This is a genomic window from Cellulophaga tyrosinoxydans (assembly GCF_900176415.1).
Classification (GTDB): Bacteria; Bacteroidota; Bacteroidia; order Flavobacteriales; family Flavobacteriaceae; genus Cellulophaga; species Cellulophaga tyrosinoxydans.
Window position 1 is genome coordinate 108,086 of the sequence record NZ_FWXO01000001.1, and the last position, 16,223, is coordinate 124,308.

13 protein-coding genes are annotated in these 16,223 nt (G+C 35.9%); 11 read left to right on the forward strand and 2 right to left on the reverse strand.

The features are described from left to right. From B8963_RS00530 to B8963_RS16165, 8 genes are all read left to right on the forward strand, one after another. Positions 1-1,451: hypothetical protein (locus B8963_RS00530; protein ID WP_084059357.1), on the forward strand; the 1,451-nt coding region annotated here is incomplete at its 5' end. A 6-nt stretch (positions 1,452-1,457) separates the two neighbouring features. Next, positions 1,458-2,606 (forward strand): T9SS type B sorting domain-containing protein, encoded by a 1,149-nt coding sequence (locus tag B8963_RS00535; protein WP_084059358.1) that lies wholly within the window; start codon positions 1,458-1,460, stop codon positions 2,604-2,606. Between the two features lie 240 nt (positions 2,607-2,846). Further along, positions 2,847-7,799, forward strand: coding sequence for a beta strand repeat-containing protein (locus B8963_RS00540; protein WP_143312427.1), 4,953 nt, complete (start codon positions 2,847-2,849; stop codon positions 7,797-7,799). A gap of 9 nt (positions 7,800-7,808) precedes the next feature. Beyond that, positions 7,809-8,966, forward strand: coding sequence for a T9SS type B sorting domain-containing protein (locus tag B8963_RS00545; protein ID WP_084059360.1), 1,158 nt, complete (start codon positions 7,809-7,811; stop codon positions 8,964-8,966). Positions 8,967-9,021: 55 nt separating this feature from the next. Then, positions 9,022-9,480 (forward strand): GNAT family N-acetyltransferase, encoded by a 459-nt coding sequence (locus B8963_RS00550; protein ID WP_084059361.1) that lies wholly within the window; start codon positions 9,022-9,024, stop codon positions 9,478-9,480. A 2-nt stretch (positions 9,481-9,482) separates the two neighbouring features. Beyond that, the gene (locus B8963_RS00555; protein ID WP_084059362.1) at positions 9,483-10,220 is read left to right on the forward strand and encodes a M15 family metallopeptidase; all 738 of its coding nucleotides are present in this window, start codon (positions 9,483-9,485) and stop codon (positions 10,218-10,220) included. Positions 10,221-10,257: 37 nt separating this feature from the next. Further along, positions 10,258-11,025, forward strand: a complete 768-nt coding sequence (locus B8963_RS00560) for a M48 family metalloprotease (RefSeq protein WP_084059363.1) — start codon at positions 10,258-10,260, stop codon at positions 11,023-11,025. A gap of 133 nt (positions 11,026-11,158) precedes the next feature. Beyond that, positions 11,159-11,326 carry a DUF6747 family protein gene (locus B8963_RS16165; protein WP_317043665.1) on the forward strand — a complete coding sequence of 56 codons (168 nt, stop codon included), beginning with the start codon at positions 11,159-11,161 and terminating at the stop codon, positions 11,324-11,326. Between the two features lie 95 nt (positions 11,327-11,421). On the opposite strand, the gene B8963_RS00565 is transcribed toward B8963_RS16165, so the two are convergent. Further along, complete coding sequence (locus tag B8963_RS00565; RefSeq protein ID WP_084059364.1) at positions 11,422-11,820, reverse strand: ankyrin repeat domain-containing protein; 399 nt, start codon at positions 11,818-11,820, stop codon at positions 11,422-11,424. 225 nt (positions 11,821-12,045) lie between these two features. Between B8963_RS00565 and gpmI the strand changes: the two genes are divergently transcribed. The 3 genes from gpmI to B8963_RS00580 are packed head-to-tail and all read left to right on the forward strand — an operon-like array spanning position 12,046 to position 15,217. Continuing rightward, positions 12,046-13,563, forward strand: a complete 1,518-nt coding sequence (gene gpmI / locus B8963_RS00570) for a 2,3-bisphosphoglycerate-independent phosphoglycerate mutase (RefSeq protein WP_084059365.1) — start codon at positions 12,046-12,048, stop codon at positions 13,561-13,563. Between the two features lie 30 nt (positions 13,564-13,593). Further along, the gene (map, locus tag B8963_RS00575; RefSeq protein WP_084059366.1) at positions 13,594-14,397 is read left to right on the forward strand and encodes a type I methionyl aminopeptidase; all 804 of its coding nucleotides are present in this window, start codon (positions 13,594-13,596) and stop codon (positions 14,395-14,397) included. Positions 14,398-14,452: 55 nt separating this feature from the next. After that, complete coding sequence (locus tag B8963_RS00580; protein WP_084059367.1) at positions 14,453-15,217, forward strand: class I SAM-dependent methyltransferase; 765 nt, start codon at positions 14,453-14,455, stop codon at positions 15,215-15,217. A 5-nt stretch (positions 15,218-15,222) separates the two neighbouring features. Here B8963_RS00580 and B8963_RS00585 read toward each other — a convergent pair whose 3' ends face one another. Further along, the gene (locus B8963_RS00585) at positions 15,223-16,221 is read right to left on the reverse strand and encodes an FAD:protein FMN transferase (RefSeq protein WP_317043666.1); all 999 of its coding nucleotides are present in this window, start codon (positions 16,219-16,221) and stop codon (positions 15,223-15,225) included. Positions 16,222-16,223: the final 2 nt, after the last annotated feature.

Here is a 16,223-nt window from a genome sequence, read left to right on the forward strand (position 1 = left end):
ATGGAACTAGTGCAAATGCTGTCTCTATTTCAGGCGATGCTACTTTAGCAAATGATGGGACCCTCACTATTGCAAATAATGCAATTACTACAAGTAAAATAATTGATGATGCTGTAACAGCAGCAAAGATAAATGCAAATGTTGCAGGTGCTGGTTTACAGCAAAATAGCACAACTGGCGCACTCGAAGTTGATCCTACTGCAATAAATGCCGCGTTGGCTCTTATCGCTACTAAAGAAGATATTGCCAACAAATCAGATGCGGTAGCACTAGGAAATTCAGCAACTCTCTTCCCAACTCAGAATGCAGTAAAAACTTATGTTGATACGCAAATTACCACATCAAATAATTTAGCCAACGGCACAATATTTATTGGAAATGGATCTGGAACAGCCCAATCGCAATCTATTGGTGGTGATGCTACCATAACAAATACAGGAATATTAACTATTGCAAATAATGCTATAACGACTGCAAAAATTGCTGACCTAAATGTAACTTCTGCCAAATTAGCAAATGATGCAGTAACTTCAGCAAAAATATTAGATAACACAATTGTTAATGCCGATATAAATTCAGCCGCAGGTATTGCAGGTTCTAAAATTAATCCAACATTTACCGCAAATGTTTCCACAACTGGTACGCTAGCAGCAGGAAACACAACGATAACAGGTACTCTTGCAGTAACAGGACAAACAACCTTAAATTCTGGCACAGCGGGAGCAACAACATTACCAACAACTACTGGCACAGCCAACCAAGTACTCACCACTAACGGTGTAGGTGCTGCAACTTGGGCTTCGCTGCCTACAAGTCAGAATTTATCAAATACAAATTTAACTCAAACAGCTTCACCTCGAACTTACGATATAAATAGTGGAGTTTTCAGTTTTATAAATGGAAGCATTGGTGTAGGAACTACTAGCCCTACACACTCAATACATTCTACTGGATCAATTCGAGTTCAAAGAGGAGTCGTTTTAAATGATGGAACCATAGGAGAACCAGCTCTTAGATTTGAGGATGATTTAAATACGGGCGTTTATAGCCCTTATCAAGATCAAATAACTTTAATGAGTGACGGAATTGAAGCAATTAGAATAGGTAATAATCAAAATGTAGGAATAGGCAATTTTACTCCTACAGGCAACACCAATCCAAATTCAACATTAGAAGTAAAGGGTTCAGTTTCTACAGCAATTTTATTAACCACAGCCAACCTTACTTTAACTGCTGCCCATCATACAATTGTAATTACTGGGAACCACAACATAACATTACCATCAGCAAACACCTGTACTGGTCGTATTTATATTATAAAAAAACCAACGGGTTCAACTGCATCGATAACCTCGTATATTAATAATGTTGGAACTTCTTCAACAATATTTAATCCTGGAGTATTACAACTCCAAAGCGACGGTGCTAACTGGCAACAAATCAACAACTAAAAAAATATGAAGAGTTTTTTCTACAGTATTTGTTTTCTTGTTGGTTGTTTAGCCAATGCACAAACCGCACTCTACCATACCGGAGATATGCAGTTTCATGCCGGCGCGCAAGTAGGTTTTCATACCAGTTTTATTAATGATGCTCCCTTTGATCAAAACTTAGGTTTAGCAGGTTTTTACGGGTCTAATTTTTTAAATATTCAAGGTAGCGTCTCCCCTGTTTTTTACGATTTTGAAATCAACGCCGATAATGGGCTTATTTTAAATACGGCAGCTAGCGCCACCAATAGTGTTAATTTTATTTATGGCGATATTATTTCTCAAAAATCATTACAAGACATTTACTTTGGCCTACTAGCAGATGCTATGTATACTGGCGAAAGCAATGTTTCTAAAATAGACAGTTACGCACTTATCACCAATCAACAAGCGTATTCTTTTCCTGTGGGTGACGAAACCCAATTAAGACCTTTAATCCTTAATTCTAATAGTGCAAATCTAACCGCACGTTGTGCTTACTTTTTTGAAAACCCAAATTCGCCCCTATCCTTCTCCGATATTTTTGATACTGGCGAGCGTGAACGCCAATTAGATTTGGTAAACACCAAAGAGTTTTGGCGTGTAGAAGGCAGTGTTCCTTCCACAGTTACCCTTTCTTGGAATTTGCGTAGCGAAATTGCTAATCTTACGGAAGAAACAGAAAATCTATTGGTAGTTGGTTGGAATAAAACATTGCGTGAATGGTCTATTTTAGGAAATTCGGCAGTGAGTGGCGATGCTTCAAACGGGATTATTACTTCAGGGACTTTTGTGCCAGATGACTATGATATTATTACTATAGGTAGCTTATTAGTTCCGCAAGACCGACTTACAATTGATAATTTTTACCTTTCACCAAATGGTGATGGCATTAATGACGCCCTAGTTATTGAAGAATTAGCACTTTCGAGTCAAAACGAGTTAAAAATTTACGATCGTAATGGGTTGCTGGTTTTTCAAAAAGAAAATTATACCAATGAATTCACCGGAATTTCCAATGTAGATAATCTGGTGATTAATCGTGAAGCTGGTTTACCAGGCGGGGTGTATTTTTACATTGTAAACATGTATGATCTAGGATACGAATTTCAAGGATTTTTGTATTTAGCGCAGTAATTATAGCCTTGGCTAACTGCAAAAAATGGGGAATATAAAGTAAACGTAAAATCTTACAAAACAACAGCACTTCAAAAATGCAGTAAATACAATAGTTCAAGAGGTGTATTGTAATATTATTCTTACTTTTAACAGTAATTTATTCTTACTTTTTCATGATGTAAATAACTGATTTTCACAACATTTCTTTGTGATTTTCAAGCTGTAGTGGTAATTTTATCGAAACACACCATTAAAAGCATGAAAATTATATTCCCCCTAGCTATAATTTTGATGTGCGCCAGCGCATCTTATAGTCAAGTCAAAGTTGGAGACAATATTAACACTATAGACTCCAATTCCATCTTAGAATTAGAAAGCAATACCAAAGTATTAGTAGTTACGCGCCTATCCAATGCGCAAATGAATGCTATTACACCCATAAATGGTGCACTAGCCTATAATACGGACGAAAACTGCCTCTTTCAATACCGCAACAACACGTGGCACAGCTTATGTGTAGATGTTGCTGGAGGGCAAACTGTAACCACCATTGTTGACAATAACGATGGTACATTTAGTTACACCAATGAAGACAATACCGAGGTAGTAATTACCAAAGCCAACCTAGCAGACAATAATGATGGCACCTATTCTTTTTCCAACGGAACTACCGCTATTTTAATAGATACGAATGCCAGTGCTAACCCATATGATAATGCCATATCTGGTTTACCTGCTATTACCGTACAAGAAGCTATAGACCAATTAAAAGCTGCAAATGATGCTGCTATTTTAGCCTTGCAAAACGATAAAGAAGACACCGCTAACAAATCTACTGACGGCACTTTAGCCGACAATTCCGATATAGATTTCCCAACGGAACAAGCGGTAAAAACCTATGTAGACAATCAAATTACAGGCGTGAATCAGGATGATGACATTACGGCTGCAACTCTTGATGCTACGACTAATATTTTAACCTTAGAAGAAGGCACAACCTCCATAGATGTAAATTTATCGGACCTTGATGATTCTGCGGCCATCGCTACAGAAAGTGCAAGAGCAATCGCTGCCGAAGATGCCAACGAAGCAAATATTGTTTTAAACGATGCGGATATATTAGCCTTGCAAAACGATAAAGAAGACACTGCTAACAAATCTACCGATGGTACTTTAGCCGACAATTCTGATATAGATTTCCCAACAGAACAAGCGGTAAAAACGTATGTAGATTCGCAAGTTGCTACTGTAAATACGCTGGCAGATGGTGCCATTTATATAGGGGACGCTACCAATACTGCCCAAGAAATTGTTATTGGCGGTGATGCTACCCTAAGTAATGCCGGTATAGTAACGATTACTGATGATGTAATAACAGCTGCAAAAATAAATGCAGATGTTGCCGGCGTAGGATTATCACAAAATACAACTACGGGTGCTCTAGATGTTGACGCACTAGAAGTTACTGATGTTATTAATGGAAATAGAATAGCTACCATAACTGAAACTAATGGTACTAGTGTTGAAATAGATGAAACAATAACCTCTTTATCTGTTCAAGCAGGTGCAGAATCAACCTTACGCTTCACCAATGAAGCTGGCGGTTTTAATGACATACCGAATATTGTTCGCAGTGTAAATGGAGTAAACCCGGCAGCTAATGGTAACGTAGCTGTTATTCTCTCAAGCACTTCCACTGGATTGGAGGCAGACAGACCTTTAACTGCTGTAGATTCTGATATTTATATCGTATCTGGTGAAGTTGCTCCTAATGCCGATCGTAATGGTGTTGCTTTTATTTATGATGATATAAATGGATGGCAAGAAGTAACCACTGATTTATCTACAAGTGACGCTCGCTATGTAAACGCCAATGGAGATGCCATGGTTGGACCATTAGCTATGGGCAATTACAACATCACCAACTTAAACAATCCTACCAATGCGCAAGATGCTGCAACCAAAAACTATGTTGATACCCAAATACTAGCCATTGAACAAGATGATGATATTACGGCTGCTACCCTTGATGCTACGACTAATATTTTAACCTTAGAGGAAGGCACAACCTCTATAGATGTAAATTTATCGGACCTTGACGATTCTGCTGCCATCGCTACAGAAACGGCAAGAGCAATCGCTGCCGAAGATGCCAACGAAGCAAATATTGTTTTAAACGATGCTGATATTTTAGCATTGCAGAACGATAAAGAAGATACCGCTAACAAATCTACTGATGTGAATTTAGCAGATGCAACTAACGTAAAATTCCCAACAGAATTAGCCGTTAAGACCTATGTTGATAACCAAATTTCAGGTGTAAATCAAGATGATGATATTACCGCTGCTACACTTGACGCTACGACTAATATTTTAACCTTAGAAGAAGGCGCAACCTCCATAGATGTAAATTTATCGGACCTTGACGATTCTGCTGCCATCGCTACAGAAACAGCAAGAGCAATCACTGCCGAAGATGCCAACGAAGCAAATATTGTTTTAAACGATGCTGATATTTTAGCATTGCAGAACGATAAAGAAGATACCGCTAACAAATCTACTGATGTGAATTTAGCAGATGCAACTAACGTAAAATTCCCAACAGAATTAGCCGTTAAGACCTATGTTGATAACCAAATTACAGGCGTAAATCAAGATGATGATATTACGGCTGCTACTCTTGATGCTACAACTAATATTTTAACCTTAGAAGAAGGCACAACCTCCATTGATGTAAATTTATCGGACCTTGATGATTCTGCTGCCATCGCTACAGAAACGGCAAGAGCAATCGCTGCCGAAGATGCCAACGAAGCAAATATAGTTTTAAACGATGCGGATATTTTAGCATTGCAAAATGATAAAGAAGACACCGCTAACAAATCTACTGATGTGAATTTAGCAGATGCAACTAACGTAAAATTCCCAACAGAATTAGCGGTTAAGACCTATGTTGATAATCAATTTAATGCAATTAATCAAGATGATGATATTACGGCTGCTACACTTAACTCCAGTAGCCTGTTTACTATATACGAAGGTGCTACCGAAATTTCAGTAAGTCTGGCCGACTTAGAAGAATCTGCTGCTATTGCTGCTGAAACAACCAGAGCAACAAATGCAGAGCAAGCCAATGCCACTGCAATTGCTAATGAAGAAACAAGAGCTACTGCAGCCGAAGATGCCAACGAAGCAAATATTATTTTAAACGATGCTGATATTTTAGCATTGCAAAATAATAAAGAAGACACCGCTAACAAATCTACTGATGTGAATTTAGCAGATGCAACTAACGTAAAATTCCCAACAGAATTAGCCGTTAAGACCTATGTAGACAATTCAATAAATTCAGTTAGCACATTAAACAATGGTCAAATTTATATTGGCAATGGATCCAATACTGCACAGGGAGCAACCCTTAGTGGTGATGCCACTTTAACAAACACAGGAGTACTTACCATTTCTAATGATGTTATTACTGCAGCGAAAATAAATGCAGATGTTGCAGGCGTAGGATTATCACAAAATACAACAACAGGTGCTCTAGATGTTGACGCACTAGAAGTTACTAATGTTATTGTCGGAAATAGAATAGCTACCATTACCGAAACTAACGGAACAAGTGTTGAAATAGATGAAACTATAACCGCTTTATCTGTGACTCCAGGTAATGATGCCAGTCTGCGTTTTACAAATGAAGCAGGAGGTTTTAATGACATTCCAAATATCGTTAGAACAGTAAATGGAGTTGCACCTGCATCCAACGGTAATGTAGCCGTAATACTGTCCAGCACCAGTACAGGTCTTGAAGCAGATATACCAGCAACTGCGGTAGATTCAGACATTTATATTGTTTCGGGTGAAGTAGCACCCAATGCAGACCGTAATGGAGTGGCATTTATTTATGATGATTTAACAGGATGGCAAGAAGTCACTACCGATTTATCTACCAATGATGCACGATACGTAAATGTAAATGGCGATGCCATGGTGGGTCCATTAGCCATGGGTAATTTTAATATTACAAATCTTAACGACCCAACAAATGCGCAAGATGCGGCAACAAAAAATTATGTTGATGCACTAGCAAGTGGTTCCATAACCTCATTAGATCTAATCGTTAGTGGTGGTGCAAATGCAACATTTACCAATGTAGGTTTAACCATAGCAGATAATGCCGTTACGACAGCTAAAATTGCCAATGGAGGTGTAACAACAGATGATATTGCCACCAATGCAATTACTTCTGCTAAAATTTCTAATGCCAATGTAACTACTAATAAAATTGCTCCAGGCAGCAATAATCAATCTTTAATAACCGATAACACCGGTACTGTTACTTGGGTAGATTCTGATGAACTAAATCACTCCGGAACAGAAGGCTCTTTGTTTTTTGCGGGAGCTTCAGGTGCTCCTACGGAAAATAACTCGCAAATTTTCTGGGACAATACAAATAATAGATTAGGAATAGGTACCAATTCACCCACACACAAACTACAAGTAAGTGGACAAGTACGAGCCACTTCATTTGCCAATGCAGATGGTACAGCCAACTCTCCGTCTTACAGATTTAATGATGATGCCAACACAGGAATGTATAGAGAAGCAGCAGATCAATTGGGCTTTTCAACCGGAGGAACAGAAGCAATTAGAATTAATGCTTCTCAAAATGTAGGTATTGGTGTTGCCGTGCCAGATGAAAAATTACATATTGGAGGGAATATGCGCTTAAATGGTAGTTTTGAAGATAAAGATGGTGATGCTGGTACTGCAGGACAAATTTTAAGCTCAACCGCTACGGGAACAGATTGGGTAGACCCAGCTCCTTCTGCAACGGTTAGTGCAGATGCTGGCAATAGTGTTTCTTTAGGTTCTGACTCAGGTATTTTTTATGAAAGTCCTATTAAAGCTTTTGGGAAAATTTCTGCCACCGGCGGGATTATAAAATCAACCGCTGGAATAACAGTAACTAAACTCACAGGTGATGGCCATTACAGAGTTAATCTTCCTACGGGTACCACAAGTGATTCCAATTACATTATACAATTAACACAACCTGGGCGTGGAGGTGCTGGAAATGATGATCCAGGAATATCATATGATAACCAAAGTCTTTCTAGCTTCGAAGTAATTATCGGTGACAATGATAATGGTGGAACAGATCGTGATAGGTTTGACTCAGAATTTATGTTTACAATTTTAGATTTATAAGATATGATTATGAATTTAAAAAAGCATCTAGCAACTTGTATTTCAAGTCTACTTTTTAGCATACTATATTTGAATGCTCAAGAAGCCGTACATAATTTTGGCACATTAAAAATTCATGATACTGGAAGTTTAGGTTTTCATGGCGATTTAATTAATGATGGCTCTTTTGATGAAAATTTAGGTTTAGCTGGATTTTACAATGAAAACAATGCTATTATTTCAGGGGCTTTCAGACCAATTTTTAATGACCTAGAGGTTGTTGTAAACAATCATTTAGAACTTGAAGTTGGCGTTGGCATAACTAATAATAGCAATTTTGTAATAGGTAATATTGTTACTCCAAGAGAGCAACTAAATATTACATTGGACTATAATAATAATGCTTTTTATACAGGAGAAACTGCTGCCACCAAAGTAGATGGTTATTCTGCCATAACAAACAAACAAAACTTTTTATTCCCTATCGGGAATACGAACAAAATTAGACCCTTAGAACTGTTATCTTCCAATACTAATATGTATGCTAAAGCCGCGTATTTTTATGAAGATCCGAACAACCCTTCTACGTTTGCAACCAATTTCAATACCAATTCTAAGAGCGATATTTTATTGAGACTGAGCAATTTTGAGTTTTGGGATCTTGATGGAGAAGTACTGTCTACCGTAAAGTTACATTGGGACTCCGAGAGTCAAATAAATGAAATAGTTAATACACTAGAAGATTTAAGAGTAGTTGGTTGGAATCGTGATGAAAACATGTGGGTAGATCTTGGAAATTCAACATTTTCAGGTGATTTTAATGCTGGTACCATTACTTCAAACGAATTTATACCAGAGGATTATGATATCATCACATTTGGTGAAAGCTTAAGCACTGAAAGCATCACTCTTGACAATTATATTCTTACTCCCAACAGTGATGGTATAAATGATTACTTAGAAATTGATGCTGTTGCCTTGTCTCCAAATAATAAATTAGAAATCTATAACAGATGGGGAAGAATTGTTTATTCAGAAGTGAATTACAAAAACAGATTTAATGGTATTGCCAATAATGAATTTACGGTATCAAAGAAAAATGGACTTCCTGATGGCATCTATTTCTACATTATAAGTTTATATGATATTGATATAAAACATCAAGGGTATCTTTATATAAATCAATAAGCAATTAAATAAACTTTAACTCGTATCTTTATTATTGTTATTTATTTAGACAATAATGCATAAAAATTCCGTTACTACTTTAGTACCTAAACTAATTACAGCAGAAGAAACTTTTCCAGTTAGGCATGCTGTACTTAGAAAAGGAAGACCAATTGAAACTTGTGCTTTTGAAGGAGACGATTTAGCAACAACTTTTCATTTGGGAGGTTTTGTTGATGACAAATTAGTAGCAATAGCTTCATTTTTCAAAGCAGAACATAAGGAATATCAATTTAAAAACGCCTATCAACTAAGGGGAATGGCTGTTTTAGAATCCCATCATCATTTTGGATATGGAAAACAGTTACTCGAATTTGGAGAAAAGCTTTTGCTTGATAAACAGGTGGAAACCATTTGGATGAACGCTAGAATAGTAGCTATTGGTTTTTACACTAAATTAAATTACAAAACAATTGGTACTGTTTTTGACATACCTATGGTAGGTGAACATTATGTAATGTTTAAAAATATTTAAAAATGCAAAGAAGATCATTTATTAAAAAAACGGGGATAACCGGACTTGCACTTACGCTTGTTCCAAGCATTACTTTAGCTCAGTCTCAAGAAGAAGAATATTCATTAGTTGAGCTTATGGGCAAAACCACTATAGATTTGTATGGCGATGGGTATCAATTAAGAAAAGAGGCACATGAAGCATTTGTAGCTATGAAAAGAGCTGCTTATTCCAGTGGTATAGATTTAAAAATAGTGTCTAGCTACCGTAGTTTTGACCGGCAACAAGTCATTTTTGAACGTAAGTTTCAAAAATATTCCGATGAAGGTATGGCACCAATTGATGCCATAAATAAAATTATAGAATATTCCACAATTCCAGGAACCAGCAGACATCACTGGGGAACAGATATTGATGTAATTGATGGCTATAGAAAAGTGGATGGTGATGTACTTGTACCTTCTAAATATGGCGAAGGGCAACCTTTTGCAGATTTTAAAAAGTGGATGGATGAAAATTCTCAGAAATTTGGTTTCTATCTTGTTTATACGGATACTCCCAAAAGAAGAGGTTTTAAATATGAACCGTGGCATTACAGTTATGCACCCTTATCCATACCTATGCTAGAAACCTACAGAAGTAAAAATATCATGCAAATTTATAAAAAAGAAGATTTTTTAGGTAGTGAATATTTTACATCAGGTTTTCTAAGAACATACATAACAGACAATATTTTAGACATTAACCCTAAACTTTTATAAGCTTTTTGTACTTTAGGATCCTCTTAAATTACTAACCATGAACAGAGGAAGTTGGAAAATTAGAATATTTATTGGTCTTGCTATTGTAGCATTTGCCTTTATTCAAAAATGCAATAACACCGAAGAAAATCCGTATACAGGACGTAAACAACACATTACGATGTCTTCGGATCAAGAAATTGCCATTGGCTTACAAAGTGCTCCTGAAATGGCGCAACAACACGGTGGTCTTTACCCTGATCAACGCTTGCAATCCTTTGTAAAACAAGTAGGCAATAAACTTGTAAATAATAGTATTGCCAGAGAAACGCCTTATAAATACGATTTTCATTTATTGGCAGATGACCAAACTATCAATGCATTTGCCTTACCTGGTGGACAATGTTTTATTACCTATGCCCTATTTTCAAAATTGAATGAATCTCAACTAGCTGGAGTTTTAGGCCATGAAATTGGTCATGTTATTGGGCGACATTCTGCAGAACGTATTGCTGATTCGCAAACATGGCAAACTGCAACCATGGGTGCTACTGTTGGCGCTGGCGATTTAGGTAACATTGTTGGTGGTATTGGTCAAAATACATTATTAAAAAACGGTCGTGGTGACGAACTAGAAAGCGATGAATTGGGAGTGCTATTCATGATTCAAGCAGGATACAATCCTTATGAAATGATAAAGGTAATGGAGATTTTAAAAGCTGCTGGAGGACCAGATAGAGTTCCAGAATTCCAAAGCACACATCCAGATCCTGAAAATAGAATTGAAAAAATAAAAGAGGCCATAGAAAAATACAAAGGACAATAAAGTGCAGTTCGTCTATTATTTAGAGAATATATCGAAAATCTCCTTTATTTTTTTAGCTTTGTAGTATCCCCATCTTTTACATAATTTATTTAACCATTATAGCTTTGATTTATAAACATTTAAATGAAACTATATGGGAACACTTGTAAACTTCAAAAATGTTTACTTAGAAGCATTTGAAAATTGTAGACCTACATTTATTGTAGTTTTACTAAAAATTTATTCATTATTTTCATTAATAATGATCTTTATGGCGGTTTATGCATTCATTCACAGAGCCTTTAATGGATTCGAATTTTAAAATTTTCACTCTTTTACTTGAACACTAGAAGACAAAATTAAAAAGCCCTTTAAGTAATAACTTAAAGGGCTTTTTGCATAACACAGTTTAGCTTGTTATTTCTTTTTCCAATTTTCGTTAATGACGATTAACGCCTCTTTCGCATTAGACATTTCTGCATGCTTTTTAATGCTAAAACCTTTGTCACACTTAACGGTAAGATCAGCCCCATTAGCAATTAATACTTTCAAAATCTCTACCTTATTGTAGCGAGCAGCAAAAATTGCAGGTGTCATACCTAAAGATTTTTCGTTAACATTTTCCCCAAGTGCTATCATGCTTTTTACTGTTTCTATCTCCCCTTTTAAAATAGCATTGCAAAATATACTTAAACCAGCTATCGGTTTATAGGTTTCAATTTTTGCATCAGATGGTAAATTAGATGAAGTTTTAGCCTGAACTGTTGTGCTCATTAAGGCAATAGCCATAACTGCAATTGTGATTGTTTTTTTCATGATGTTGATTTTTAAATGATGAATACTAATTGTTATTACAATTAAAAAGACGATGCTATTCGTAATTTGTTTCACTAAGAACCATTAAATAACAAATATTTAACAGTATTCGTTATTAAAAATGTAATTGAACACTAGTTTAAAAATTCTACCAAAAAGAAGCCCAGAATATTTAGAATAAACAGCCAAATCATACTATTTTTGTTAAAGAAAATAATTAGTCACATGAATAAAAAAGTAATATTGATGATTTTGGATGGTTGGGGAAAATCTCCAGATCCAAAAGTATCTGCAATAGATAACGCTAACACTCCATTTATAGATTCCATTTTAAAGGAATATTCTAATGCCAATCTTTTAACGGATGGCATGAATGTTGGACTTCCGGAAGGGCAAATGGGAAATAGTGAAGTAGGACATATGAATTTGGGTGCAGGTAGAATTGTATACCAAGATTTAGCAAAAATTAATAAGGCAGTTAAAGAAGATACTCTTAAAGATGAAAAAGTTTTGAAAGAAGCTTTTTTATACGCAAAAGAGCATAATAAACCAGTACATTTTGTTGGTCTTTTAAGTGATGGTGGCGTACATAGTCACACCTCGCATCTAAAAGGATTAATAAAAGCTAGTGAAGCTTACAATCTAGATAAAGTATACATTCATGCCTTTACAGATGGTCGTGATGTAGATCCAAAAAGTGGCAAAGGTTACTTAGAAGATATCATTAAATTTTGCAGCGACAAAAAGGCAAAATTAGCCACTGTAATAGGTCGATATTACGCCATGGATAGAGATAAACGTTGGGAACGTGTTAAATTGGCTTACGACCTTTTAGTTAATAATATGGGTGTTAAGACAAGTACCATTGCTAATGAAATTCAAAAAAGTTATGATGCTGGAGTAACCGATGAATTTATTGAACCGATAGTATTAACCGCAACAGACGGCACTCCGATGGCAAAAGTAGAAAATGGCGATGTCCTTATATTTTTTAATTTTAGAACCGATCGCGGAAGAGAATTAACACAGGTTTTAAGTCAAGAAGACATGCATGAACTTAACATGCACAAACTGGATCTTTATTATGTAACCATGACTAATTATGATGATTCCTATAAAAAAGTTCATGTGGTTTATGATAAAGATAATATTGAAGAAACATTAGGTGAAGTTTTAGCAAAAGCAGGTAAAAAACAAATTAGAATTGCCGAAACAGAAAAGTATCCACACGTTACCTTTTTCTTTAACGGAGGAAGAGAAATTCCGTTTGAGGGTGAAAAGAGATTACTTTGCCCTTCACCAAAAGTAGCTACCTACGATTTACAGCCAGAAATGAGCGCATATGACATTCGAGATACCATTATCCCTGAACTTAAAAAAGGTGAGGTAGATTTTGTTTGTTTAAATTTTGCTAATCCAGATATGGTAGGTCATACTGGAGTAATGTCCGCGGCCATAAAAGCATGTGAGGTTGTTGATAGTTGTGCTGAAGCTGTGGTAAAGACAGGATTAGAAAACGGGTATACTACTATCGTTATCGCAGATCACGGCAATTGCGATACCATGATAAATCCTGATGGTTCTCCAAACACAGCCCACACTACTAATCCAGTGCCATTAATTTTGGTAGACAAAGAGCATACTAAAATAAAGAATGGTGTTTTAGGTGATATTGCACCAACCATCTTAAAACTAATGGGTGTTAAACAACCTGCGCTAATGACTCAAAAACCATTGGTGTAAAGTGAATCAAAAATAATATCTTTGCAAACTATGATAATAGTAAAAACTGCAGAAGAAATAGAATTAATGCGCGAAAGCGCATTAATCGTTTCAAAGACTTTAGGAATGTTAGCTGGTGAAGTAAAACCAGGAGTAACCACATTACAATTAGATACCCTTGCCGAAACTTTTATTCGTGATCACGGAGCTATTCCAGGATTTCTAGGTTTATATGATTTTCCAAACACCCTTTGCATGAGTCCAAATGCTCAAGTAGTACATGGCATACCTAATAACACCCCATTAGTAGAAGGCGATATTATATCTATTGATTGTGGTGCGCTAAAAAATGATTTTTACGGTGATCATGCCTACACCTTTGAAGTAGGTGAAGTAGCTCCTGAAGTTAAAAAACTGCTTGATATTACAAAACAATCACTCTATATCGGTATTCGAGAATTTAAATTAGGTAATAGAGTTGGTGATGTTGGTTATGCAATACAAAAATTCACTGAAGATCATGGCTACGGAGTAGTTCGTGAACTTGTAGGGCACGGTTTAGGTCGTAAAATGCATGAAGATCCAGAAATGCCAAATTACGGCAAAAGAGGTCGAGGAAAAAAGTTTGTTGAAGGCATGGTAGTCGCTATAGAACCTATGACAAACCTAGGTACTCATAGAATTAAACAACTTAAAGATGGTTGGACAATATTAACAGCGGATAATAAGCCGAGTGCACATTTTGAACATGATGTTGCCCTTGTTAATGGTAAGCCAGAGCTTTTATCTACGTTTAAATACATTTATGATGCTTTAGGCATTGTAAGCAATGAAGAAGACGAGTTTAGACAATAACCCATAAAAATTCCAATCCTAATATTCTTTGTTTTATTACAAAGAAACCAATAGCATGAAAAAGTTATTTAAGTATATACTTAATGCGGTACCACGTCCATTGCTTATTAAACTAAGCTATGTCGCTAGACCTATTTTAGCTTTTTCTATGAGAGGAACAAATTATGTTGATCCAATTGATGGAAAAAGTTTCAAAAGCTTTCTTCCTTATGGCTATGAAAGTCCCAGAGAAAACGTACTCTCACCGTCAACCTTATCATTAGAGCGACACCGGCTACTTTGGCTATACTTAAAAAATGAAACCGATTTTTTTAGCAAAAATTACAAAGTGCTACATTTTGCACCAGAACAAGCATTTTACAAACGTTTCCGAAATTTAAAAAATTTAGAATATACCACGACTGATTTAGATTCTCCTTTAGCAGATGTGAAAGCTGATATTTGCAATTTACCCTTTGGTGATCATAGTTTTGATGTTATATTTTGCAATCACGTTTTAGAACATATCCCAGATGACACTAAAGCTATGCAGGAGCTTTATAGAATACTTAAACCTGATGGGTGGGGAATATTCCAAATTCCTCAAGATCTAGCAAGAGAATTCACTTATGAAGATAATAGCATCACCGATAAACGTGAACGAGCTAAAATTTTTGGTCAATATGACCATGTTCGGGTGTATGGCAGAGACTACTTTAACAAACTAAGAAAAATTGGTTTTTCAGTGGATGAAATAGATTATACCGCTACATTATCTCCGGACGAAGTAAATACCTATAGACTTGCAAAAGGAGAAATTATCCCTCTGGTTCGTAAATAGTATTTTTATTCTATCATTATTTTTGAAAAACCATCTGTTTTAAAATGGCTAATCTCTCCGTTTACAGTAATGTAAATGATATACGCATCAATATTTTTATCAGCTAATAATAATTGCATAGACTCATCCAAATCCATCGCCATAAAGGCCGTTGCATAGGCATCTGCTTCGGCGCATGTATTAGCCAAAACACTAACCCCAATCACATTAGAATTTTTTGTATAACCAGTAATTGGATCTACAGTGTGTACATATTTTTTACCCGTAACTGGATCTTCTCTAAAATGTCTATAGTTACCAGAAGAAGCCAAAGCTTTATTCACTAAATGAACTTTTGCCGCAGGCACACTTCTGTCATTGGCAACTGGATCATCAATACCAACAACAAAGCTTTTATTTTTTATTTTATTTTCCCCTTTTGCAACAAGCTCCCCACCCACTTCAACAAGGTAATTTTCTACTTTTTTTTGATCTAATAATGCGGCTATCCGATCAACGGCATACCCTTTAGCTATGGCATTAAAATCTAATACGATATTAGCATTAGCTTTATAAAGGGTGTTATCAATATTTAACTTTAGTTTATTAAACCCTACATAGGCCAATAAACTATCTACTTTTACACTATCTAAGGCAATCTGTTTTCCAGGACCAAATCCCCAAGCGTTAACCAAAACACCTACAGTTGGATCAAAATGTCCGTTAGTTTGCGTATACACTTTCATAGATTCTTCAAAAACCTCTTTAAACATGGCATCAACTATTACGGTAGTATCGCCAGCATTTATTCTTGATATATCTGATGTTGGAATATAAGTCGACATAGACTGATTGATCGCATTAAAAACCGAATCTATTTCCTTTTGGTAATCCCTTGCAACTGAATCATAAAAAATAATAGAATAGGTGGTTCCAAGTGCAGAACCAGAATTTCTGGATTCTACTAAATCATTGGAACAAGAAGATGCGCAAAGCAGCAGAAATATTCCTAATATTTGTGCCACTT

Coding starts and splice junctions, on each gene's coding strand:
- B8963_RS00535 (WP_084059358.1), top strand. CDS start 1,458: ATGAAGAGTTTTTTCTACAGTATTTGTTTTCTTGTTGGTTGTTTAGCC.
- B8963_RS00540 (WP_143312427.1), top strand. CDS start 2,847: ATGAAAATTATATTCCCCCTAGCTATAATTTTGATGTGCGCCAGCGCA.
- B8963_RS00545 (WP_084059360.1), top strand. CDS start 7,809: ATGAATTTAAAAAAGCATCTAGCAACTTGTATTTCAAGTCTACTTTTT.
- B8963_RS00550 (WP_084059361.1), top strand. CDS start 9,022: ATGCATAAAAATTCCGTTACTACTTTAGTACCTAAACTAATTACAGCA.
- B8963_RS00555 (WP_084059362.1), top strand. CDS start 9,483: ATGCAAAGAAGATCATTTATTAAAAAAACGGGGATAACCGGACTTGCA.
- B8963_RS00560 (WP_084059363.1), top strand. CDS start 10,258: ATGAACAGAGGAAGTTGGAAAATTAGAATATTTATTGGTCTTGCTATT.
- B8963_RS16165 (WP_317043665.1), top strand. CDS start 11,159: ATGGGAACACTTGTAAACTTCAAAAATGTTTACTTAGAAGCATTTGAA.
- B8963_RS00565 (WP_084059364.1), bottom strand. CDS start 11,820: ATGAAAAAAACAATCACAATTGCAGTTATGGCTATTGCCTTAATGAGC.
- gpmI (WP_084059365.1), top strand. CDS start 12,046: ATGAATAAAAAAGTAATATTGATGATTTTGGATGGTTGGGGAAAATCT.
- map (WP_084059366.1), top strand. CDS start 13,594: ATGATAATAGTAAAAACTGCAGAAGAAATAGAATTAATGCGCGAAAGC.
- B8963_RS00580 (WP_084059367.1), top strand. CDS start 14,453: ATGAAAAAGTTATTTAAGTATATACTTAATGCGGTACCACGTCCATTG.